Origin of the sequence: Streptomyces sp. NPDC058195 (genome assembly GCF_042883525.1) — a bacterium.
Classification (GTDB): Bacteria; Actinomycetota; Actinomycetes; order Streptomycetales; family Streptomycetaceae; genus Streptomyces.
Window position 1 is genome coordinate 196,887 of the sequence record NZ_JBHVVM010000006.1, and the last position, 21,682, is coordinate 218,568.

At 72.0% G+C, this 21,682-nt stretch carries 19 protein-coding genes; 14 read left to right on the forward strand and 5 right to left on the reverse strand.

Going from position 1 to position 21,682, the window contains the following annotated elements:
- The first annotated feature begins 53 nt into the window (after window positions 1-53).
- Window positions 54-3,650: a cobaltochelatase subunit CobN gene (gene cobN, locus ACFVWY_RS10420; RefSeq protein WP_389869438.1), complete on the forward strand. Its 3,597-nt coding sequence runs from the start codon at window positions 54-56 to the stop codon at window positions 3,648-3,650.
- Window positions 3,651-3,762: 112 nt separating this feature from the next.
- Window positions 3,763-3,999: a hypothetical protein gene (locus ACFVWY_RS10425; protein ID WP_389869440.1), complete on the forward strand. Its 237-nt coding sequence runs from the start codon at window positions 3,763-3,765 to the stop codon at window positions 3,997-3,999.
- Between the two features lie 145 nt (window positions 4,000-4,144).
- On the opposite strand, the gene ACFVWY_RS10430 is transcribed toward ACFVWY_RS10425, so the two are convergent.
- Window positions 4,145-5,155, reverse strand: coding sequence for a hydroxyacid dehydrogenase (locus ACFVWY_RS10430; protein WP_389869441.1), 1,011 nt, complete (start codon window positions 5,153-5,155; stop codon window positions 4,145-4,147).
- A gap of 560 nt (window positions 5,156-5,715) precedes the next feature.
- Here ACFVWY_RS10430 and ACFVWY_RS10435 point away from each other — a divergent pair.
- The 9 genes from ACFVWY_RS10435 (at window position 5,716) to ACFVWY_RS10475 (ending at window position 15,051) form a co-directional block, all read left to right on the forward strand.
- Window positions 5,716-6,963, forward strand: coding sequence for an ABC transporter substrate-binding protein (locus ACFVWY_RS10435; protein ID WP_389869442.1), 1,248 nt, complete (start codon window positions 5,716-5,718; stop codon window positions 6,961-6,963).
- Window positions 6,960-7,922, forward strand: a complete 963-nt coding sequence (locus tag ACFVWY_RS10440) for a carbohydrate ABC transporter permease (RefSeq protein ID WP_389869444.1) — start codon at window positions 6,960-6,962, stop codon at window positions 7,920-7,922. The genes ACFVWY_RS10435 and ACFVWY_RS10440 overlap by 4 nt, the downstream gene beginning before the upstream one ends.
- Window positions 7,919-8,785, forward strand: coding sequence for a carbohydrate ABC transporter permease (locus tag ACFVWY_RS10445; protein WP_389869446.1), 867 nt, complete (start codon window positions 7,919-7,921; stop codon window positions 8,783-8,785). The genes ACFVWY_RS10440 and ACFVWY_RS10445 overlap by 4 nt, the downstream gene beginning before the upstream one ends.
- Before the next feature lie 94 nt (window positions 8,786-8,879).
- Window positions 8,880-10,193 carry an alpha-L-fucosidase gene (locus ACFVWY_RS10450; RefSeq protein WP_389869449.1) on the forward strand — a complete coding sequence of 438 codons (1,314 nt, stop codon included), beginning with the start codon at window positions 8,880-8,882 and terminating at the stop codon, window positions 10,191-10,193.
- Window positions 10,194-10,237: 44 nt separating this feature from the next.
- A complete protein-coding gene (locus tag ACFVWY_RS10455) occupies window positions 10,238-11,674 on the forward strand; it encodes a polysaccharide lyase 6 family protein (RefSeq protein WP_389869452.1) in 1,437 nt (478 codons plus the stop codon).
- A gap of 132 nt (window positions 11,675-11,806) precedes the next feature.
- Window positions 11,807-13,234, forward strand: coding sequence for a polysaccharide lyase 6 family protein (locus tag ACFVWY_RS10460; protein WP_389869454.1), 1,428 nt, complete (start codon window positions 11,807-11,809; stop codon window positions 13,232-13,234).
- Window positions 13,231-14,043 (forward strand): sugar phosphate isomerase/epimerase family protein, encoded by an 813-nt coding sequence (locus tag ACFVWY_RS10465; protein WP_389869456.1) that lies wholly within the window; start codon window positions 13,231-13,233, stop codon window positions 14,041-14,043. The genes ACFVWY_RS10460 and ACFVWY_RS10465 overlap by 4 nt, the downstream gene beginning before the upstream one ends.
- Window positions 14,044-14,084: 41 nt before the next feature.
- Complete coding sequence (locus ACFVWY_RS10470) at window positions 14,085-14,717, forward strand: SGNH/GDSL hydrolase family protein (RefSeq protein WP_389869461.1); 633 nt, start codon at window positions 14,085-14,087, stop codon at window positions 14,715-14,717.
- Window positions 14,718-14,793: 76 nt separating this feature from the next.
- On the forward strand, window positions 14,794-15,051 hold the full coding sequence (locus ACFVWY_RS10475; RefSeq protein WP_389869464.1) for a hypothetical protein: 258 nt from the start codon (window positions 14,794-14,796) through the stop codon (window positions 15,049-15,051).
- 177 nt (window positions 15,052-15,228) lie between these two features.
- Here ACFVWY_RS10475 and ACFVWY_RS10480 read toward each other — a convergent pair whose 3' ends face one another.
- Window positions 15,229-15,390, reverse strand: a complete 162-nt coding sequence (locus ACFVWY_RS10480) for a hypothetical protein (protein ID WP_389869466.1) — start codon at window positions 15,388-15,390, stop codon at window positions 15,229-15,231.
- 272 nt (window positions 15,391-15,662) lie between these two features.
- Here ACFVWY_RS10480 and ACFVWY_RS10485 point away from each other — a divergent pair, with 272 nt between their 5' ends.
- Window positions 15,663-17,285 carry an amidohydrolase gene (locus tag ACFVWY_RS10485; protein ID WP_389869469.1) on the forward strand — a complete coding sequence of 541 codons (1,623 nt, stop codon included), beginning with the start codon at window positions 15,663-15,665 and terminating at the stop codon, window positions 17,283-17,285.
- Between the two features lie 51 nt (window positions 17,286-17,336).
- On the opposite strand, the gene ACFVWY_RS10490 is transcribed toward ACFVWY_RS10485, so the two are convergent.
- The 3 genes from ACFVWY_RS10490 to ACFVWY_RS10500 all read right to left on the reverse strand — a co-directional run bounded on the left by ACFVWY_RS10490 (window position 17,337) and on the right by ACFVWY_RS10500 (window position 20,541).
- Window positions 17,337-18,329, reverse strand: a complete 993-nt coding sequence (locus tag ACFVWY_RS10490) for an Acg family FMN-binding oxidoreductase (protein WP_389869471.1) — start codon at window positions 18,327-18,329, stop codon at window positions 17,337-17,339.
- A gap of 101 nt (window positions 18,330-18,430) precedes the next feature.
- Complete coding sequence (locus tag ACFVWY_RS10495) at window positions 18,431-19,483, reverse strand: polyprenyl synthetase family protein (RefSeq protein ID WP_389869474.1); 1,053 nt, start codon at window positions 19,481-19,483, stop codon at window positions 18,431-18,433.
- Window positions 19,480-20,541 carry a tetratricopeptide repeat protein gene (locus tag ACFVWY_RS10500; protein ID WP_389869476.1) on the reverse strand — a complete coding sequence of 354 codons (1,062 nt, stop codon included), beginning with the start codon at window positions 20,539-20,541 and terminating at the stop codon, window positions 19,480-19,482. The genes ACFVWY_RS10495 and ACFVWY_RS10500 overlap by 4 nt, the downstream gene beginning before the upstream one ends.
- Window positions 20,542-20,919: 378 nt before the next feature.
- On the opposite strand from ACFVWY_RS10500, the gene ACFVWY_RS10505 reads away from it, so the two are divergent.
- Both ACFVWY_RS10505 and ACFVWY_RS10510 read left to right on the forward strand, forming a co-directional pair.
- Window positions 20,920-21,363, forward strand: a complete 444-nt coding sequence (locus ACFVWY_RS10505) for a hypothetical protein (RefSeq protein ID WP_389869479.1) — start codon at window positions 20,920-20,922, stop codon at window positions 21,361-21,363.
- Between the two features lie 2 nt (window positions 21,364-21,365).
- Entirely contained in the window at window positions 21,366-21,557 is a 192-nt protein-coding gene (locus ACFVWY_RS10510) for a DUF6381 family protein (protein ID WP_389869482.1), read from the forward strand.
- The last annotated feature ends 125 nt before the right edge of the window (window positions 21,558-21,682 follow it).

A 21,682-nucleotide genomic window follows, 5' to 3' on the forward strand; every position in this document is an offset into this window, starting at 1 on the left:
CTCCATCCGACACCGCCCGGGGCGTGGACACCCCGAGGAAGGCCCGACGCCGCATGATCCTGCTCCTGTCGACGTCCGACACCGACCTGCTCAGCGCCCGCGCCTCGGACGGCCCGGTTCCCTACCGCTACGCCAACCCCTCCCGCCTTCCGCTCCAGGACCTCCCCGGACTCCTGGACGGCGCCGAACTGGTCGTGGTCCGCCTCCTCGGCGGCGTGCGGGCCTGGCAGGAAGGGCTCGACCAGGTGCTCGCCACCGGCCGCCCGGTCGTCGTGCTCACCGGCGAACAGGCCCCCGACGCCCAGCTGATGGCCGCTTCCACCGTCCCCGTCGGCATCGCCGCCGAGGCACACGCCTATCTGGCCCACGGCGGGCCCGCCAACCTGGACCAGCTCGCCCGCTTCCTCTCCGACACCGTGCTGCTCACCGGGCACGGATTCGAGCCGCCCGCCCCGGCCCCCTCCTGGGGCCCGCTGGAGCGCACCGCCCACCGCACCGACGGCCCCGTGGTCGCCGTGCTCTACTACCGCGCCCATCACATGAGCGGCAACACCGCCTTCGTCGAGGCGCTGTGCCGGGCCGTCGAGGAGGCGGGCGCCCGGCCGCTGCCGCTGTACGTCGCCTCGTTGCGCAGCCCCGAACCCGAGCTCATCGAGGCGCTCGGCGCCGCCGACGCGATCGTGACGACCGTCCTCGCCGCGGGCGGCACCCGGCCGGCCGAGGCATCGGCGGGCGGCGACGACGAGTCCTGGGACGCGGGCGTCCTCAGCGGTCTCGACGTCCCCATCCTCCAGGCCCTCTGCCTCACCGGATCGCGCACCGACTGGGAGGACAACGACGAAGGCGTCTCCCCGCTCGACGCCGCCAGCCAGATCGCGGTGCCCGAGTTCGACGGCCGCCTGATCACCGTGCCCTTCTCCTTCAAGGAGATCGACGAGGACGGACTGCCCGCGTACGTCGCCGACACCGAACGCGCCGCCCGCGTCGCCGGGATCGCCGTGCGCCATGCCCGGCTGCGCCACATCCCGGCTGACGAGAAGCGGATCGCGCTGGTGCTGTCCGCGTACCCGACCAAGCACTCCCGGATCGGCAACGCCGTCGGGCTCGACACCCCCGCCAGCGCCGTCGCCCTGCTGCGCCGACTCCTGGACGCGGGCTACGACTTCGGTACGCAGGAGATCCCCGGCCTGGTGTCGGGCGACGGTGACGAGCTGATCCGCGCGCTGATCGAGGCGGGCGGCCACGACCAGGAGTGGCTCACCGAGGAGCAGCTGGCCCGCAACCCCGTCCGCATCCCGGCCGCCGACTACCGGCGCTGGTACGCGGTGCTCCCGGCCGAGCTGCGCGAGGCCGTCGAGGAGCACTGGGGCCCCGCCCCGGGCGAGATGTTCGTGGACCGGTCACGCAACCCGGACGGCGACATCGTGCTCGCCGCCCTGCGGTTCGGGAACCTGCTGATCCTCATCCAGCCGCCGCGCGGCTTCGGCGAGAACCCGATCGCGATCTACCACGACCCGGACCTGCCGCCCTCGCACCACTACCTGGCCGCCTACCGCTGGATCGCCGCCCGTGCCGACGACAACGGCTTCGGGGCCGACGCGATGATCCACCTCGGCAAGCACGGCAACCTGGAGTGGCTGCCCGGCAAGAACGCCGGACTCTCCGCGGCCTGCGGCCCCGACGCCGCGCTCGGTGACCTCCCGCTGGTCTACCCGTTCCTGGTCAACGACCCGGGCGAGGGAACCCAGGCCAAGCGCCGGGTGCACGCCACCCTCGTCGACCACCTGGTGCCGCCGATGGCGCGGGCCGACAGCTACGGGGACATCGCCCGGCTGGAACAGCTCCTGGACGAGCACGCGCAGATCGCCGCGATGGACCCGGCGAAGCTGCCTGCGGTCCGTGCCCAGATCTGGACCCTCATCCAGGCCGCCAAGCTCGACCACGACCTGGGTGTGGCGGACCGGCCCGAGGACGAGGGCTTCGACGACTTCATCATGCATCTGGACGGCTGGCTCTGCGAGATCAAGGACGTCCAGATCCGCGACGGCCTCCACGTCCTCGGCGGCGCTCCCGCGGGCCCCGACCGCGTCAACCTCGTCCTCGCGATCCTGCGGGCCCGTCAGATCTGGGGCGGTACGGCCTCGCTGCCGGGACTGCGCGAGGCCCTGGGGCTCGACGAGTCCGCCGCGACCCGGATCACCGCCGACCAGGCCGAGGAGCGGGCCCGCGCGCTGGTCCAGGCGATGGAGGACGCCGGCTGGGCGCCGGACGCGGTTGCCGCGGTGGCGGCCGGGCACCCGGCGGCGGTCGCCGACATCCTCGCCTTCGCGGCCCGCGAGGTGGTGCCGCGGCTGGCCGCCACCACCGCCGAACTCGACCACGCGCTGCACGCGCTGGACGGCGGGTTCGTGCCCGCCGGACCTTCCGGCTCCCCGCTGCGCGGCCTGGTCAACGTCCTGCCGACCGGGCGCAACTTCTACTCCGTCGACCCCAAGGCCGTACCCTCGCGCCTCGCCTGGGAGACCGGCCAGGCCCTGGCCGACTCGCTGCTGGAGCGCTACCGCGCCGACAACGGCGACTGGCCCACCTCGGTCGGCCTGTCCCTGTGGGGCACCAGCGCCATGCGGACCGCGGGCGACGACGTGGCGGAGGCCTTCGCCCTGCTCGGCGTCCGGCCGGTGTGGGACGACGCCTCACGCCGGGTCACCGGACTGGAGGCGATCCCGCCCGCCGAACTCGGCCGTCCCCGTATCGACGTCACCCTCCGCATCAGCGGGTTCTTCCGCGACGCCTTCCCGCACACCATCGGCCTCCTCGACGACGCGGTCCGGCTCGTCGCCGGGCTGGACGAGCCGGCCGGGCAGAACCACGTACGCGCCCACACCCAGGCCGACCTGGCCGCCCACGGCGACGAGCGGCGCGCCACCACCCGTATCTTCGGCTCTCGCCCCGGCACGTACGGTGCCGGTCTGCTCCAGCTCATCGACTCCCGGGACTGGCGCACCGACGCGGACCTCGCCGAGGTCTACTCGGTGTGGGGCGGCTACGCCTACGGACGTGAGCTGGACGGCCGCCCGGCCCGCGAGGAGATGGAGACGGCGTACAAGCGGATCGCGGTCGCCGCCAAGAACACCGACACCCGCGAGCACGACATCGCCGACTCGGACGACTACTTCCAGTACCACGGCGGCATGGTGGCCACCGTCCGCGCGCTGCGGGGCACCGCCCCGGAGGCGTACATCGGCGACTCCACCCGCCCCGAGACGGTCCGCACCCGCACCCTCGTCGAGGAGACCTCCCGGGTCTTCCGGGCCCGGGTCGTGAACCCCAAGTGGATCGAGGCGATGCGGCGCCACGGGTACAAGGGCGCCTTCGAGCTGGCGGCCACCGTCGACTACCTCTTCGGTTACGACGCGACGACCGGCGTGATCGCCGACTGGATGTACGACAAGCTCACCGAGACGTACGTCCTGGACCCGGTCAACCGGGCGTTCCTCCAGCAGGCCAACCCCTGGGCCCTGCACGGCATCGCGGAACGCCTGCTGGAGGCGGAGTCACGGGGCATGTGGGCCGAGCCCGACCCGGCGGTCCTCGAAGCCCTGCGCCAGGCCTACCTGGAGACGGAGGGAAACCTGGAGGGCGAGGACTGACCGGGGGCCGGGCCGCCGTCCGGCGGCCCGGCCGGACCCGCCCCGACCAGGGCGGAGTCACTCATTCCGCTCCTGGGCATAGTGTCGCCCGTCGCGTGGAAGCGATCTGGGCATGACCGAAAGCAGCAGTCCTCATCTCGCCATGCCCCGGATCGTCGTGCTGGGGGTGCAGCGCACCGACCCGCCCTTCCGTCTGGTGGAGATCGACGGGGAGGTCGTCGGCGAGGCGACGTCGATGCTGGACGTACTCACCCTCGCCTCGGCGGCCGGAATCCGCGTCCACGACCTCGACGATCCCGGCGTGGTGCGCTGGGTGGGCGGCGACAAGCTCACCTGGCGGGCGCACTGAGAGACCGGCGCGGGCTCGCCGGGCTGGGCCGTCCGTCGCTTCGCACTCTTGTCCCTCGCACTGACGTTTCACTGACGTTTCGCTGACGTTGCGTGTGCGGCCCCGCTGTACCGGGGCCGCACCTGGGGTAACGGCCTGTGTGGCCTCAGGCCAGCGACGCCGCGTGGGCCGGATCGATGGCGTGCGCGAAAGGCAGGTCATGTATAAAGCGTCGGAGTTCGTCGAGCACAAGCTCTCCGAGACGATGACGTTCGGCCCCGAGGGCACCGCCGATGTGGGGTGTCAGGACCACGTTGGGAAGGGTGAACAGTGGCGAGTCATGGGCGGGAGGCTCCGGATGCGTGACATCGAGTACGGCGGTGAGGTCGGGCCTGGCGCGCAGGACCTCCGCCGCGGCGGCCTCGTCGACGAGCGCGCCGCGCGCGGTGTTGATCAGGGTCGCCCCCGGGGACATCGAGGCCAGCAGCCGGGCCCCGACCACGCCACGGGTCTCGGGCAGCAGCGGGGCGTGCAGGCTCACGACATGGCTGGTGGCGAACAGTTCCTCGGTGCCGACCAGCCGGACGCCCGCCTCCCGTGCGGCCCCGGGGGAGGCGAGCGGATCGGTGGCCAGGACCTCGACGTCGAAGCGGCCGAGGTGGGAGGCGACCAGACGGCCGATGTGCCCGAGCCCGAGCAGGCCCACGCGTGACCGGTAGGCGCCCGGCACCCGGGGGTCGGACGGGAAGCGGCGGCTGCTCGCCATCTCCCGGGTGAGGCGGTGCGTGTGTTTGAGGCCGAGCAGGATCTGCGCGAGGGTGAACTCCGACACCGGTACGGCGTTGGCCGACGCGGCGGAGACGATCGGTATCTCACGCGCCCAGAACTCGGGCGTGGTCAGATGCCGTACAGAGCCGGCGGCGACGAGGACCGCCCGCAACCGCGGGGCGTGCGACAGGAAGGCGGCATCCAGGACGGGCGCGCCCCAGCCCGTGAGCAGGATGTCGACCCCGTGCAGCACCTCCGGAGCGGCGTCGAGCTGCTGGCGCGTCAGGGGCGGTCCCTGCAGCCGCGTGAGACGTCCGATCTCGGCCAGGACCTCGGGGGGATAGACGTCCGCCCTCCGTCGCTCCTCCATGACCAACAGGGCGGTCGGTCGGTGTGCCGGCTCGTTCATGGCGATGTGCTCCTCGGCTCTGCGCGGACGGGCCGTCAGCGGCCCGGCTCGTGACCTCTGGTCGGGTGCGTGGGGAAATGTCTGACCGGATGTTGAAGATTGACGTGGCTTGTTCATTGCCATGGCTGATGTGTGTGCAGCACGATACATCGGATGATTGAAAAGACCTCGGATGATGTCTGACCGTCCGGCCCTCGCGGTCGCCGTCCCGGCGATGTCGGGGTGTGAGTGGGTCGCGGTGGGGGATCGTTGCCCTGGGCAGCTAAATTGCCTCGTCATCAGGCGTTTTCTTGTAGAGGCCCAGGCGTCTGCGGGTTCTCGCGCTGACGGCGGGTGAGGGGGAGCCCGTCTGGCCGGGGGTGCGTTCATCTTCGCGAGACTTTGTATTCATCGGACTATTGACCACGGATTCGGACCCCGTTAGCGTCCGAGCAAGCGCTTTCCAGGCCAGCTGTGATGCGGCGAAAACAGGAGTTGTCATGCAGAGATCGCGGTGGATCGGTGCGGGTGTTCTCGCTTCCGCACTCGTCCTCACCAGCTGTAGTTCAGGGCCTGCGGGAGTGGATGCCAAGCAGAACGCGAAGGCACCGCTCGAACTGTGGACCCGGACGACACCGGGCGGGCCGGGTGAGCAGGGCACGCTCCGGCTCGCCGCCGCCTTCGAGAAGTCCACCGGCTTCAAGGTCAAGGTCACGGCGATCTTCGACGACTTCGAGACCAAGCTTCAGCAGCGGGCCGCACAGAAGAACCTCCCCGACATCGTCATGAACGACGTGACGCAGCTCGGGGCCATGCACAGCCAGGGCCTGCTCCGGGAGATCGACCTGGACAAGCTCAAGAACGGCAAGGAGATCCTCGGCCAGGGCCTGGACTCCGGCAAGAGCGTGGACGGCAAGCAGTTCGGCCTGCCGTACTCGGCCCAGGCCTCCGCCCTCCTCATCCGCAAGGACTGGCGGGAGAAGCTGAAGCTGGACGCCCCCACGAGCTGGGACGACTTCGCGGCCATGGCCGAGGCGTTCACCACCAAGGACCCCGACGGAGACGGCAAGAACAACACGTACGGTCTCGCCGCCCCGCTGTCCACCAAGCGCGGATACGCCTCCTGGTACTTCTCCAACTTCCTCTGGGCGGCGGGCGGTGACTTCATCACCGACGCCGGTGACGGAAAGTACAAGCCCGCGATGACCACCAGTGAATCGGTCCAGGCCGTGCAGTGGTTCCGCGACCTCGGCTGCAAGAAGAAGGTCATCCAGCCCGGCGCGGTGACCATGGAGACCCCGCCCACCAACGAGACCTTCGAGGCCGGCCGGACCGGCATGTTCGTCGTCGGCCCGTACCTGCTGCCCCGCTTCGACGAGACCCTCGGCAAGGACAAGTACGAGGTCGTGCCGATGCCCAAGGGGCCGAAGGACGCCACCGTGCTCGCCGAGGGCGGCTCCGTCTACCTGATGGCGGGCTCCGAGAACATGGCGGGCCAGGACGCCTTCGCCGACTTCGCGCTCTCCGCCGAGGGCCAGAAGACCGGCATGGAGGGCGAGACCGGCTTCACCGTCCAGCTGCCCGTCAACAAGACGGTCGACATCTCGCAGGTCCGCCCCGACCCGCGCTGGAAGACCTACGCGGACATTTACCGCAGCTCCGGCCGGTACGCGCCGTCCATCCCGAACTGGACCCCGGTCCGGCAGACCACCGCCGACACCGTGAACGCGCTGATGGCCGACTGTGACCTGGACACCGGGACCAAGCTCAAGGAGCTGGACCAGCAGCTCGCCGACATCCTCAAGGAACAGGGAATCGCCGCGTCATGAGTCTCGACCAGGCGGGTCCGGCCACTCTGCCCGAGGCCGGGCCCGCCCCCCGGAAGGCGGGCCGCGCGGCCGACGGCCGCCGCGGGCACAGCCCCCGCTCCGGCCGCCGGTGGACACCGTGGCTGTTCCTGGCCCCGGCGCTGCTGCTCTTCCTGTACTTCAAGTTCATCCCCATGGTCAGCGCCCTGACCATGTCCTTCCAGGACGTCCAGCCCTACCTCGGCAACAGGTGGGTCGGCAGCGACAACTACGCCACGGTGCTCCAGTCCGACGGCTTCCGCGAGGCCGCGTGGCACACCATCGTCCTGGCCGCCGGACAGACGGCCGGATCGATGGCACTCGGCCTGGTGCTCGCGCTGCTGATGGAGGGCCAGGGACGTCGGCTGGGCTTCGTGCGCTCCGCCGCGTTCCTTCCGGTGGTGGTGCCGATCGCGGTCGTCGCCGAGCTCTGGCGGATCATGTACCACCCCAGCTCGGACGGCATGCTCAACTCCCTGCTCGGCCTGGTGGGCCTGGGGCCCTCCGGATTCATCAACGACCCCGATTCGTCGATGGCCTCCATCATGGTCACCGGCATCTGGCGGGGCGCCCCCTACGACATGATGATCTTCCTCGCCGGTCTGACCGGTGTGGACCGCGGCCTGTACGAGGCCGCGAAGGTCGACGGCGCCTCCCGCCTCCAGCGGGTCTGGCACGTCACGGTGCCCGGACTGCGCTCGGTCTTCTCGATCCTGTTCATCCTCGCCGCGATCCGCGGACTGCGGGTGTTCACCGAGGTGTTCCTCCTCACCAACGGCGGACCCGACGGGTCCACCGAAGTCGTGATGACCCTGATCTACAAGCTCGGGCTGGAGCAGAACCGGCTCGGCGTCGGCGCGGCGGGAGCCGTCCTGCTGTTCCTCGCGACGCTGATCCTGACAGTCGTCGTCCACCTGCTGCGACGGAGAGAGAGCAAATGAACGGGCCGACCGAGACCGCGCTGGGCCTGACGGAGAGCCGAAGCCCCGGCGGACGGATCCTGAAGGCCGTCACCTACCTGCTCGTCCTGATCGTCTTCGCCGGGCCGCTGCTCGCCCTGCTGGTCAGTGCCTTCAGCCAGGTCAAGGACCCGACACAGCTGAGTGTCATCCCCACCGGCGCCACCCTGGACAACTTCAAGATCGCCTTTGACCAGGGCGTGCTCGGATACCTGCTCAACTCCTTCTTCGTGGTCGGCTTCGGGCTCCTCCTCCAGGTGGCCGTATCCGTCCTCGCCGGATACGCCCTGGCCCGGAAGGTCTTCCCGGGGATGACCCTGGTGCTGGTCGCCGTCCTGGCCACCCTGATGCTGCCCGAGGAGATCCTGGCCCTCCCGCTCTCCGTGATCCTCTCCGACCTGCCGGTCGTCCACTTCAACCTGATCGGCACCCTGGCCGGAATGATCGTCCCGCTGGGCGCCTGGGGATTCTCCATCCTGGTGATGACGGAGTTCATGAAGGACGTGCCCCGGGAGCTGGAGGAGGCCGCCCGGATCGACGGCGCCGGAGACCTGCGCATCTTCGCGCAGATCATCCTCCCGATGTGCAAGCCCGCGCTCGGTGTCATCGGAGTCTTCGGCTTCACCATGATCTGGGACCAGTACCTGCTGCCCCTCCTGGTCTCCACCGACTCCTCCTCGTACACCCTCCCGCTCGCGCTGCGCACCCTGCGGATCGACCCCTCCGTCACCCCCGGCGTCGTGATGGCCGCCTCGCTGCTGGCGCTGCTGCCCTCCGTGATCGTCTTCCTCTTCTTCCAGCGCTCCTTCGTGCACGGACTGTCCTCCGGCGCCCTGAAGGGCTGACCGGGGCCGCCCGCCCCGCCCGCCCCGTACCGACCGCCCCTTCGCCAGCGCACCGCCACCCCCGCCGGGCGCCGATGACAAGGAACGATTGCCCATGACCCCGAGCGCCGAGACCCCCGCCGTGCCCCAGGCCCCCGACACCACCTGGTTCACCACCGACCGGTTCGGCATGTTCGTCCACTGGGGCCTGTACGCGCTGCCCGCACGGCACGAGTGGGTCAAGAACCGGGAGGAGCTGACCGACGAGCAGTACCAGGTCTACTTCGACCACTTCGACCCCGACCGCTACGACCCCGTCCAGTGGGCCAGGACAGCCAAAGCCGCCGGCATGCGGTACGTCGTGCTCACCACCAAGCACCACGACGGCTTCTGCCTGTGGGACAGCGCCCTCACCGAGTACAAGGTCACCAACACCCCCTACGGCCGTGACCTCGTCGGCCCCTTCGTCGAGGCGTGCCGCGCCGAAGGACTCAAGGTCGGCTTCTACTACTCCCTCATCGACTGGCACCACCCGTCCTTCCCCGTGGACGGCACCCACCCGCAGCGCGACGACGAGGCGTTCAAGGCCGCCAACGCCGACCGCGACATCCGCGACTACCAGCGCTATCTGCACGGCCAGGTCCGCGAACTGCTGACCTCCTTCGGACGCGTCGACTACCTCTTCTTCGACTTCTCCTACGAAGGCCGCATCTGGTGGGGCGGCAAGGGCCCGGCCGACTGGGATTCCGCCAAGCTGCTGGAGACGGTCCGCGAACTCCAGCCGCACATCCTGGTCAACGACCGGACCGGCCTGCCCGGTGACTTCATCACCCCCGAGCAGTACCAGCCCTCGGGCCCGATGACGAAGGACGGCCGCCCCGTCCTGTGGGAGGCCTGCCAGACCCTCAACGGCAGCTGGGGCTACGACCGCGACAACCTGGACCACAAGAGCGCCGACCTGCTGATCCGGATGCTCGTCGACGGCGTCTCCAAGGACGGCAACCTGCTCCTCAACGTCGGCCCCACCGGACGCGGAGACCTCGAACCCCGCGCCGTCGCCGTCCTCGACGGGATCGGCCGCTGGATGGATCTGCACGAGCGCGCGGTGCGCGGCTGCGGCCCCTCCCCGTACACCGCACCCCCCGAGTGCCGCTACACCCAGCGCGGCGACCGGCTCTACGTCCACCTGTTCGCCTGGCCACTGCGCCATCTCCACCTGCCGGGGCTCGCCGGGCGGGTCCGCTACGCCCAGCTGCTGAACGACGCCTCGGAGATCGTCCGGGTGCACATCGACCCGGACCGCCCCGCGCAGAACACCGAGATGGGCGGACAGCCCGCCGGAACGCTCACCCTTGAGATCCCCGTGCAGCGCCCCGACACCCCCGTACCCGTCATCGAGTTGTTCCTTCAGGACCCGGCCGACGGCTGAGACCGGCACGGCCCGCGTACCACCACCACACTCACGGAGGCACCATGCAACGCCGCACGTTCCTCATGGGTACCGCGGCGGCCGGGGCGGCACTCGCCGCCACCGCCACCGGCGGCCTGTCCGCCGCGAGCGCGGCCCCGGCCCCGGCCGCCGTCGCCTCGCTGGACGAGCTCCAGGCCGCGATCGACCGGGCGAAGCCGGGCGACCGCATCGTCCTGGCCGACGGCCGGTACACCGTTCCGTCCGGCCGGCCGATCACCGTCCGCGACAAGCGGGGCACCGCACGTGCCCCCCTCACCATCACGGCCCGGACCCCCGGCGGCGTCATCCTCGACGGCGAACAGGGCTTCGTCCTCGACGCGTCCAGCCACGTCACCATCAGCGGCTTCTCCTTCCGCCAGAGCACCACCCTGGACATACCGCCGAACTGTTCGCACATCAGGCTCAGCCGCAACGACTTCCAGCTCGCCGACATCGAGGGCCTGCACTGGCTGATGGTGCGCGCGGACGACAGCACCATCGACCACAACCACTTCCACGGAAAGTCCACCCTCGGCATCTACCTGGGCGTCGAGGGCGCCGGTACGGACGAGATGGCGCAGCGCGTCCACATCTTCCGCAACTACTTCTCCGACCACACCTTCCCCGGCGACAACGGCGGCGAGCCCATCCGGCTCGGCGTCAGCCCCCGTGCCCTGTCCAGTGCCCAGGCCGTCGTGGAGTACAACCTGTTCGAGCGGGCCAACGGTGACCCCGAGGCCATCTCGGTGAAGAGCTCGGACAACATCATCCGGCACAACACCATCCGCGACAGCTTCGGCGGCATCGTCCTGCGCCACGGCAACCGCAACCGGGTGGAGTCCAACCACCTCCTCTCCGGCACCGAGGGCGTCCGGATCTACGGCAACGACCACGTGATCGTCAACAACCACCTCTCCGGCCTGGCCGGACGGGCCATGGTGATCGGCAGCGGCTCCGAACGCGACCACCTGCCCGGCGAGACCCCCGAGGCGCGGCGCGGCAACGACGCACCCGACCGGGTCCTCATCGCGTACAACACCCTGGTCAACAACAACGGCACCCTCTCCGGCGAGAGCCACCGCCCCCACGAGCCGCGCGATGTGACCGTCGCGGACAACCTGTTCGTCGCGGACTCGGGCGAGCTGGTCGCGATGGCGAACACCGTGCGGTTCGCCTGGACCGGCAACATCCTCTGGGGCGCGGCCACCGACGGGAACATCCCGGCCGGCGGCTTCACCCGCACCGACCCGAAGCTGGTGACGGGACCGGACGGGGTCGCCCGGCTCGCCCCGGACAGCCCGGCCATCGGCGCGGGCACCCTGCGGCACCCGCCCGTCACCCATGACATCGACGGCGACCCGCGTGGCCGCTCGCGGGACGTCGGCGCGGACCAGTACGCGAGGCGGGCGCCCCGGACCCCGCCGCTCACCCCGGCCGACGTGGGCCCGCTCGCCCGCTGACCCCCCCCGCCGGGCGGGGGCGGCCGGACACGACCGCACCGGCCGCCCCTCCCCGGCCCCGCACCACCGGCACGTCCAGCGCGGGGGCTGAACGGACCGGCCCGTCATGCACTCGTCGCCACAGGAGGCACCATGCAACGACGTACGTTCCTCAGGGGCACCGCGGTGGCAGCGTTCGCCGCCGTGCCCCTCAGCACCTCGATGTCCTTCGTCGCCTCGGCGGCCGACAAGCCCGTCAGCACCCTGGCCGAGCTCCAGAGCGCCATCAACGCCGCCGTCCCCGGGGACCGGATCATCCTGGCCGACGGCACGTACACCGTCCCCGCCGGCGGGGCGATCAACATCTCCGGCAAGAACGGCACCGGCGCGGCGCCCATCACCATCGTGTCCAAGAGCCGCGGCGGCGCGGTGCTCAAGGGCGAACGCGGCTTCGTCCTCGCCAATTCGAGCAACATCACCATCAGCGGCTTCGCCTTCCGGCAGAGCACCACGCTGGAGATCCCGGTGACCTGTTCCGCGATCCGGCTGACCCGCAACGACTTCCAGCACGCGGACGGGGGCGACCCGTACTGGGTCGTCGTACGGGCCAACGACACGAAGATCGACCGGAACCACTTCCACAACAAGACGACCACGGGCATCTTCCTGATCGTCGACGGCCCCGGCTCGACCGACATGGCCCAGAAGACCCACATCTTCCGCAACTACTTCTCCGACCACAGCTTCGCCGGGGACAACGGCGGCGAGTGCATCCGCCTCGGCGTCAGCGAGCGTGCCCTGTCCGCCGCGAACGCGACCGTGGAGTACAACCTGTTCGAGCGCGCCAACGGCGACCCCGAGGCCATCTCGGTCAAGTCCTCCGGCAACACCATCCGGTACAACACCATCCGCGACAGCCGCGGCGGGATCGTGCTGCGCCACGGCAACGGCTCCCGGGTGGAGGGCAACCACCTGATCGGCGGTGAGGAGGGCGTACGGATCTACGGCAACGACCACCTGATCGTCAACAACTACCTCGCCGGGCTGTCCAAGCGGGCCCTGGTCGTCGGCAGCGGTTCCACCCGCGACCACAACTCGGGCGAGACGAAGGAGGAGCGACGCGGCAACGACGCCTGCGACCGCGCCATCATCGTGCACAACACCCTGTACAACAACACCGGTTCACTGTCGGGCGAGTCCCGGGCGTACGAGCCCCGCGACGTGGTGATCGCGGACAACCTGCTCGTCGGCGGCACCGGCAGCCTGGTCGAGATGGGGACGACCACCAACTTCACCTGGAAGACCAACCTGCTGTGGGGCGCCGCCGCCGACGGCAACATCCCGGCGGGCGGCTTCACCCGTGCCGACCCGAAGCTGGTGACGGGAGCGGACGGCGTCGCCCGGCTCTCGGCGGGCAGCCCGGCGATCGGCGCGGCCACCCTGACCGGTACGTCCGTGACCGACGACCTCGACGGCGACCCGCGCGGCAGCAAGCGCGACATCGGCGCGGACCAGTACTCCACCGCGGCGGCCCTCCGCCACCCCCTCACCACCGCGGACGTGGGTCCGAACGCGTCGTGAGCCGGAACCGTCAGAGCGGCCCGCCCTCCCCGGGCGGGCCGCCCGTCCCCCTGATCACCCCGGGGATCTGCTCGGTCACCTTCCGGCGGCTGCCCGTCGCCGAGGTCGCCCGTCTGGCCCGTGACGCGGGGCTCGCGGCGGTGGAGTGGGGAGCGGACGTGCACGCGCCGCCCGGCGACCCGGACGCCGTTCGCGCGGCCCGCGACGCGGCCGGGCAGTACGGGCTGCGCTGCTGCTCGTACGGGTCCTACTTCCGGGCGGCACCGGACGAGCCGTCCGGCTTCGCCCCCGTCGCCCGTGCCGCGGTGCTCCTCGGGGCGCCCCGGGTGCGGGTCTGGGCGGGCGGTACCGGATCGCGGGAGGCCACCCCGGAGCAACGGGCCGCGACCGTCGCGGGGCTGCGGGAGGCGGCCCGGACCGGAGCCGACCACGGGCTCGAACTCGCCCTGGAATTCCACGGCAACACCCTCACCGACACCGTCGCCTCCACGGTCCGGCTGCTGGAGGAAGTGGGTGCGGACAATCTCCGCAGCTACTGGCAGCCGCCGCAGAACGCCCCCGACGAAGAGGCGCTGGACGGGCTCGGCGCACTGGCCGACCGGGTCAGCGGGGTCCATGTCTTCTCCTGGTGGCCCGGCAACAGCCGGCTGCCGCTGGCGGAGCGCGGGGATCTGTGGACCCGCGTCTTCGGACTGCTCCGCCAAAGGGGCGTCCCGCTGGAGGCCCTCCTGGAGTTCGTGCCCGGCGACGACCCCGCCGCACTCGCGCGCGAGGCGGATACGCTGCGGCGCGTCGCGGCTCAGCGCTGAGCGGCGCCCCTTCCACCATCCCCACCCTGGACGGCGAGAACATGCACATCAAGGACACGGACACCCTGCTCTTCATCGGTGACTCGATCACCGACGCGGGCCGCGACCGCACCGACCCGGCGTCGCTCGGCAACGGGTACGTCCAGCGGATCGCCGGTACCCTGGGCGAGCGCGCGGGCGGCGGGCAGGCCCCCGCCGTCATCAACCGGGGCATCAGTGGCCAGCGGGTCTACGACCTCGAACCCCGCTGGGCCACCGACGTCATCGACCACCGGCCCGACGTGGTCACCGTCAAGATCGGCATCAACGACACCTGGCGCCGCTACGACCAGGAACTCCTCAGCCCCGTCGACGAGTTCGAGAGCTGCCTCGGCGGCCTGCTGACCCGGGTGGTGCGGGAGACCTCCGCACGCCTGGTCGTCATCACCCCATTCCTGCTCCCGGTCACCCCGGACCAGGAGAAGTGGTCCGAGGATCTGACGCCCCGTACCGAAGCGGTGCTGCGGACCGCGCGCGCCCACGACGCCCTGCTGGTCCGCGCGGATCTGGTGCTGCCCCGTGCCGCGGAGGGCAAGGCGGCGACGGAGCTGGCCCGCGACGGCGTCCACCCGACCGCGCTCGGCCACCGGCTGATCGCCGACGCGTGGTTCGCCGAGGTCGATTCCGCCTCCTGACGGGAATCCTGGCCACCTCACCCGGCGTTGGGGGCGTCGCGCCCGCCTCGATGGGGCTCGATGGGAGGAGTGCGCGGTGGACCCCGTCCCGCCGCTCGCCTCCGGCGTACCCGCCCTGATCGCGGGCGCGCCGGTGCCCCGGGCCCGGGTGCGGGTGGCCTCCGGCGCGCCCGGTGATCCGCCGACCGAGGGCTGGGCCCCGGAGGCGAGTGCCGCGCTCCGCCGGGCCGCCGCGGGGATTCCCGGTGCCACGGTGGCCCGCGCGGCCCAGGACACCACCGGGTGCGAAGGCGTCGCCGTCGCCCGCGCGGCGTACGGGCAGCGGACACAGTGAAACCCCGACCGGGCCACGCACGCGTCCCTCGGGGAGCGGACCGTTCTCGCCGGGGCTGGTCATGCCGGACGGGTGGGCACCGCCCCTTGTGCCCCGGCCGATATCGCCGGGGCCGCCGTGGACCGCGCGGGCCAGGCGCCGAAGGCCGGGGCCGCGCGGTGGGTGGTGTCCTGCCGGTCACGGCCGGGGCTCGTCGTCCTCCGTGCCGCGCTCGCCCTCCGCCTGGGACGGCTGGGTGCGCGTGGTAGCGGGGTGGCGCTCCTCGGCCGGATCACGGTCCTCGTCCAGCCGCTCGCCCTCGGCCTGCGACGGGGTCGAATACTCGATGTTCTCCCTCATGGCCGCCTCCGTGTCCGGGCTGCGTACCTATGGACCGAGCGTAGCGCGGATACCCCCGCACTTGTCTATTGGTTGTGCGATCAATAGCATCGGTGCCGTGGTGCGCCGAAGGGAGCGGTGATCGTGGACCCGGCGCTCGGTCCGGTCGCCGCGCCAGAACATTCTGGAATATTTCGGAATGAACAGGAAGGAACAGGAGCGGTCGAGCGGGCGGCGGAGACGTTCGCCCCTCCGTGCCGCTCATCGACCAGTCAGCCCGAAGGAGCCCGTACGTGCATCCCGGCCTCGTCCTGCTCAACGCCCGTCTCCTGGATGTCGTCACCGGCGAGCTGCTCCCGCAGACGGCCCTGGCCGCGAGCGGCGGACGGATCTCCGCACTCGGCGACGACCGGAGCGTCCGCGCCCTCGCGGGCCCGGCGACCACGGTGATCGACCTCCGGCGCGCCGTGGTGACGCCCGGACTGGTGGACGGGCACTTCCATCCCGTCATGGGTGCCGAACTCGCGCACGGCCTGGATCTCTCCGGCTGTGCCACCCTCGATGAGGTGCGCGACGCCCTGGCACGGGAGGCCCGGTCCCTGGCGCCCGGGGCGTGGCTGCGTGCCCACGGGCTGGACCCGAACGTCTTCGGCGGCCTGCCGGTGGCGTCCGCCTCCATCGGGCCGGTCCTGGACGACATCCCGGCCCTCCTGATGCTCTTCGACGCCCACTCCGTACTGGCCAGCCCCCGGGCGCTGGAACTGGCGGGCATCGACGGCCCCCGCCGCTTCGGGCAGTCCGCCGAGATCGTCTGCGACGAGGCGGGCCGCCCCACCGGACTGCTGCTGGAGGAGGCCGCGTTCGAACCGGTCGAACGGGCGGCACCCCGGCCCGCTCCGGACGAGCGGCGGTCCCGCCTCGCCGCGGCCCTGCGGGAGATGGCCGCCTCCGGGCTCACCGGCGGCCATGCCATGGACGCCCATGGCGAGAGCCTCTCGCTGTACGCCGCGCTCGACGACGCCGGAGACCTGCCGCTGCGGCTCAGGGTCGCTCCCTGGTGCAGGCCCGGTGCCGACCGTGAGACCGTCGCCGGTCTCGTCGCGCAGCAGGGCACCGGCGGGCGGCTGTGGCGGGTGGCGGGCGTCAAGCTCTTCATGGACGGCACCATCGACAACGGCACCGCCTGGCTGGAGCGGCCTGACTGCCACGGCGAGTCCACCCACGCCCTCTGGCCCGACCCGGACGCCTTCACCGCCGTCATCGGCGCACTCCACGGGGCCGGTGTGCCCACCGCCACCCACGCCATCGGCGACGCCGCCGTACGTCATGTCCTCGACGCGGTGCGGGAGGCGGCCCGTATGGATCACCGCGTGGTCCGCCACCGGATCGAGCACGTCGAGACGGTCCCGGACGACACCCTGCGCCGTTTCGCCGAACTCGGCGTCATCGCGTCCATGCAGCCCACCCACTGCTGCGAATTCACCCGCGCCGACCACACCGACAACTGGTCACGGCGGCTCGGCGAGGAGCGTGCCGCGCGCGCCTGGCGCTGCCGCGACCTGTGGGACTCGGGCGCCACCGTCGTCCTCGGCTCCGACTGGCCCGTCGCGCCCTGTCCTCCGCTCGGAGTGATGGCCGGATCCCGTCACCGCCGCCCCGCCCGCGACCTCACAAGCCCCCCGCACGGCCCGGACCAGGCGCTCACCGCCCTCCAGGCACTCCAGGGCATGACGCTCAACCCGGCCCGCGCGGCGGGCGAGGAGCACGAGGGGGGACGGCTGGCCGTCGGCTACCGCGCCGACCTCACCGTCTTCGCCGAGAACCCCCTCACCACCCCCGCCACCGACCTGGCCCAGCTGCCCGTCCTGCTCACCGCGGCCGACGGCCGCCCCACCCACCGCGACACCACCCTCTGACGGGCCACCGGCCAGGCTCCCGTACAGGAAGCCGGACGGCTCGGCCCGCCGTCAGGGCTCGATCGTCAGCACAGCGTCCACTGCGCGGCGCGGGGTGGGCGGGCCCGTGGGACCGTAGCCGAGACGCAGGATCATCTGCGGATGCCCCGTACCGAGGGCCTCCTCACGCAGCAGACGGCGCAGCTCCGGCCATTCGAGGGGCTGGGTCGCGAACGAGGCGACGAGCCCGTGCGCCGCCGCGGTCAGCAGTACGCGCTCCAGCGCCTGACCGGCCCGCAGCCAGTCGGCCGGGCGGTCGCGCGCGGTACGGAGCAGAGCGAGCTGCGGCTGGGCCTCGAACAGGGCGTGGGCCCGGCCCGGTACGGCCTCGGTGCCCGCGAAATCCCGGTTCAGCGCCCGGCCCGAGGCGTCGGTGGGGCCGAAGGCGTAGTCGGGGACGCCGTCGGCCGGAATCCGGGCCCCCGGGCTCCGCGTCCAGTAGCGCTGCTCCGCCTCGCGCGCCGGGTCCGTCAGGTCGAGCACCTCGGCGTCCCGGATCAGTACGAGTACGCCGTCCAGGTCGCTTGGCGCCAGGAACGCGAACGCGACGTCCTCGCGGCGGGCCGCGTCGGCGAGCAGCGCGCGGACGCCGTCGGGGATCACCCGGCCGTCGAACGGATACCGGCTGGTGCGGCGGAGCCGGATCGCCGGGTGCAGCGCGGCGAGCGCCGCGTCCCCGGGCCCACCAGAACCCGGGTCCAGGCGGACCGTCGCCACCAGATCGGGCTCGACGGGGCGCGGGAACAGCGTGGTCACCGCGTCGAGACACCGGTGCGCGGCCGACACCCGGAGGTTCAGCAGCGCCGCCCCGCAGCCCACGTGCAGACCGCGCGTGGACGGATCCGCCTCGGGCATCTCGCGGCCGAACTCCGCCCGCAGCGCGAGCGTCCGGCTGGAACGCCGGAACAGGAACCGCCACGGCTGGGCGTTGTGCATCGACGGGGCGGCGACGGCATCGCCGACCAGATCCCGCAGCGTGGTGTCGTCGAGCGGCTGCGCCGGCATCCGGCACCTCCCCGGGGCAGAGCGCATGGTGGTCCTTCCACCCTCCCACGCCCGGCCCGCCCGGGGCGGCGCGTGTGCGTCCGCCGCTCCCCGCGCGTCCCCTACGCGGTGCGCTCGACGAGGTACGGGAGCAGTGCCAGCAGCTCGCCGAGCGCGGCCGGGACGAGCGGGACGCCCTCCAGGCTGCGACGGGCTCCGGCCAGCTGGCGCTGTGCCTCGGCCAGGGCGGCGGCGCGTCCGCCAGCCTCCTCGACGAGTTCGGCGGCCCGCCGGGCTTCGACGGCTCCCAGCGGCTCTCCGGCATCGAGCAGCGCGGCCAGCCGCCGGGCGGCGGGGTGGTCCGCGGCCAGCGCGGAGAGGACCGGGTACGTCTTCTTCCGCCGGAGCAGATCGCTGTGCACCGGCTTGCCCGTGACCTCCGGATCACCCCACGTGCCGAGCAGGTCGTCCGCCACCTGGAACGCCACCCCGAGGTGGCGGCCCGCCTGGCGCAACGCCTCGGCGGTGCTCGCCGGAGCCCCGCCGAGCACCGCGCCCAGGCCCGCCGCGCAGCCGAGCAGCGCCCCCGTCTTGTGCTCCGCCATCCACCGGTACTCCTGCGGCTGGACCGCCTCCGGCCCGACCCACGGCCGCGACTCGAAGAGCAGGTCGTCGGCCTGGCCGCGGACCAGATCGGCCAGCGTCGAGGCGAGCAGCCGCACCGCGGGCGCGCTCCGGCTCCCGGGCGCCTCGGCGAGGGTCTGCACGGCCAGCGCGAAGAGCGCGTCGCCCGCGAGGATCGCCGGGCCCGTGCCGTACTCCTTCCACACGGTGGCCCGCTGCCTGCGGGTCTCGTCGCCGTCCATGATGTCGTCGTGGAGCAGCGAGAACACATGGACCAGCTCCACCGCGACCGCGCCGGCCACCGCGTCCCGCGCCGGTGCCCCGGCGGCTTCGGCGCCGAGCAGGGTGAGGGCCTGGCGTACGCCCTTGCCCTGCGAGCCCGGGGCGGGAGTGCCGTCCACCCGCTCCCAGCCGAGCGAGAAGGCGGCCATCTCCGCGTGCCACGGATGCAGCCGCTTCACGGCCCGCACCAGTGCCGGGCGGACGAGCTCACGACAGCGGGAGAGGACCTCCACCACGGCGATCTGCTCGGTCGTGGGTGATGCGGTCATCGTCGTCGGCCCTCCTCGGCGGTGCTGCCGCCGACTGGTGCCACGCCGAGTTCGGCGTACGCCTTGTCGACCATCTCGCGGGCGTTGAGCAGTCCGATCCGGCCGAGCGTGCGGCGCAGCTCGTCCAGGTCCGTCGCGGTCTCCTGCCGGTCACGGCCGAGCCGGGCGAGCGACTTGACCAGACCGAGCCGGGCCAGCGCCTCGCCCCGGGGCTCGGTCATGGCGCGGAACTCCGCGAGCGCCCCCGTGTAACCCTCCCGGGCCTCCTCGTAACGCCCGGCCCGGAACAGGACGTTGGCGCGCATCTTGTGGTTGTAGGCGAGCGCGCTGGACAGGTTCATCTCGCGGCAGGTCGTTTCCGCCTCGGCGAGCAGGGCCAGGGCCGCCTCGGGGTCGTCCCGCAGCGAGATGATGTCGGCCATGCCCCGCAGCGCCCAGGCCCGGCCCCGCTGGTCGTCGGCGTTCCCGGCGAGCTCGGCCGCCTCCTCGAACATGGCCAGGGCCGTGTCGAGCGAGCCCGTGTTGCGGTGGATCTGGGCGATGCCCTCCAGCGCCCACACCGTGTGCCGCGCCTCGCCGCGCGCCCGCGCCTCGGCCAGCAACTGTTCGTGCAGCGCCGCGACCGTCCGGTAGTCGCCCTGGATACGGCCGGTCTCCGCGAGTCCCGCGAGGGAGTAGCCGCGGGCGACGATGTCGCCGCCACGCTTGCCCATGTCGGCCGCCAGCCCCAGCAGCCGGAAGGCCAGCCGGAGTTCACCGCGCTGCCGGGCCAGGGTACCGCCGCTCCACAGGGCCCAGGCCATCGCCCCGAGGTCGTCGGCCGAACGGGCGGAGCGGTAACTGGCCTTCCAGGCCCGGTCGGCCTCCGCCACATTGCCGAGCCTGCGGTGCGCCTCGGCGACCGCGAGTCCGCACCGGGCCACCTCCTGCTGCGATCCGGAGCGCTCGGCCTCCTTCAAGTGGCGTATGCCTTCGGCCAGTACGTCGGTGAGGGAGGAGTTCACGGACAACTTGGTGAGGGCGCCCTGGTACTCGGGTGCCAGTGCCTTGCTCTGCATGGGGGCCTTCCTGCGCGGCCGGATCACGGCGGGAGGCAACTATGCGCTCTATGTATACATACAGTGCATAGTTGTCTGGTGGTCTGACCTGGGTGATTCACGGGGATCGGGCGCACCTTGTCGCTTGTGGTGCTGGCGGTGCTCGTGGTGCTGACAGTGCCGGTCGCACTGACGGTGTTGGTGGTGTTGGCGGTGCTGGTGCGCCCCCTTGTTGTGGATCAAGACGACGGCTGCGCCCCGGAGGTTGCTCCACGTTCAACAGAAGTCGACTTCTCCGCGTCGGCCCCTCCGCGCCAGGGGCGCGAGCCGTCCGGCAGAGCGCCACCGGCGCCTTCTGGCTAAGCTCGACGGGGGGCCCGGTACTGGACGGAGGGTCCGATGAGGACGATCTACGAACCGCGTGACGCGCCCCCTCGCCTCGCCACCGGCGCGTTCATCCTGAACTCCGGCCTCGGCAAGCTGAAGGCCGACGCCGAGACGGCCCAGGGGCTGCACGGCATGGCCTGCATCGCCTACCCGTTCCTGAAGAAGATCGAGCCCGAGCGGTTCACCCGGCTGCTCGCCTGGTCGGAGATCGCGGTCGGCACCACACTGCTCGCCCCGTGCGTGCCCACCCGACTGGCCGGGCTGGCGCTGACCGGTTTCTCCAGCGGACTGGCCGGGCTGTACCTGCGCGTTCCCGGCATGCGGGAGCCCGGCAGCCTCCGGCCCAGCCAGAACGGCATTCCGCTGGCCAAGGACTTCTGGATGCTCGGCATCGGCCTCGGTTTCCTGGGCGCCGGGCCCCGTTGCCGCCGGGGGGCTCGCACACCCAAGGAGTGATCATGAAGGAATCCGAAGAACTCCGCAGCCGCGTGCAGCAGTTGCGGGCCAAGGCGAAAGACCTGAACGCCGAGGCCGAGCGTGCCTCCGACCCCGAGGAACGCCGCCGCCTGAAGGAGAAGGCGAACCGGATCGCGTCGGAGAGCGAGCAGGTCAGCGGCATGGCGAGCGGGGACATCTACCCCATGCAGTAAGGCCCCGGCCAAGCCCCCCGGCTCCGGCAGGGTCCGCGATCCCGGCCCCGGGGCCCGCTTCCGCGCCCCGGGGCCCGTACGCTGCGTTCCGTACGCGCGCCGGGGCGTGAGCGGGGAATGTCCGG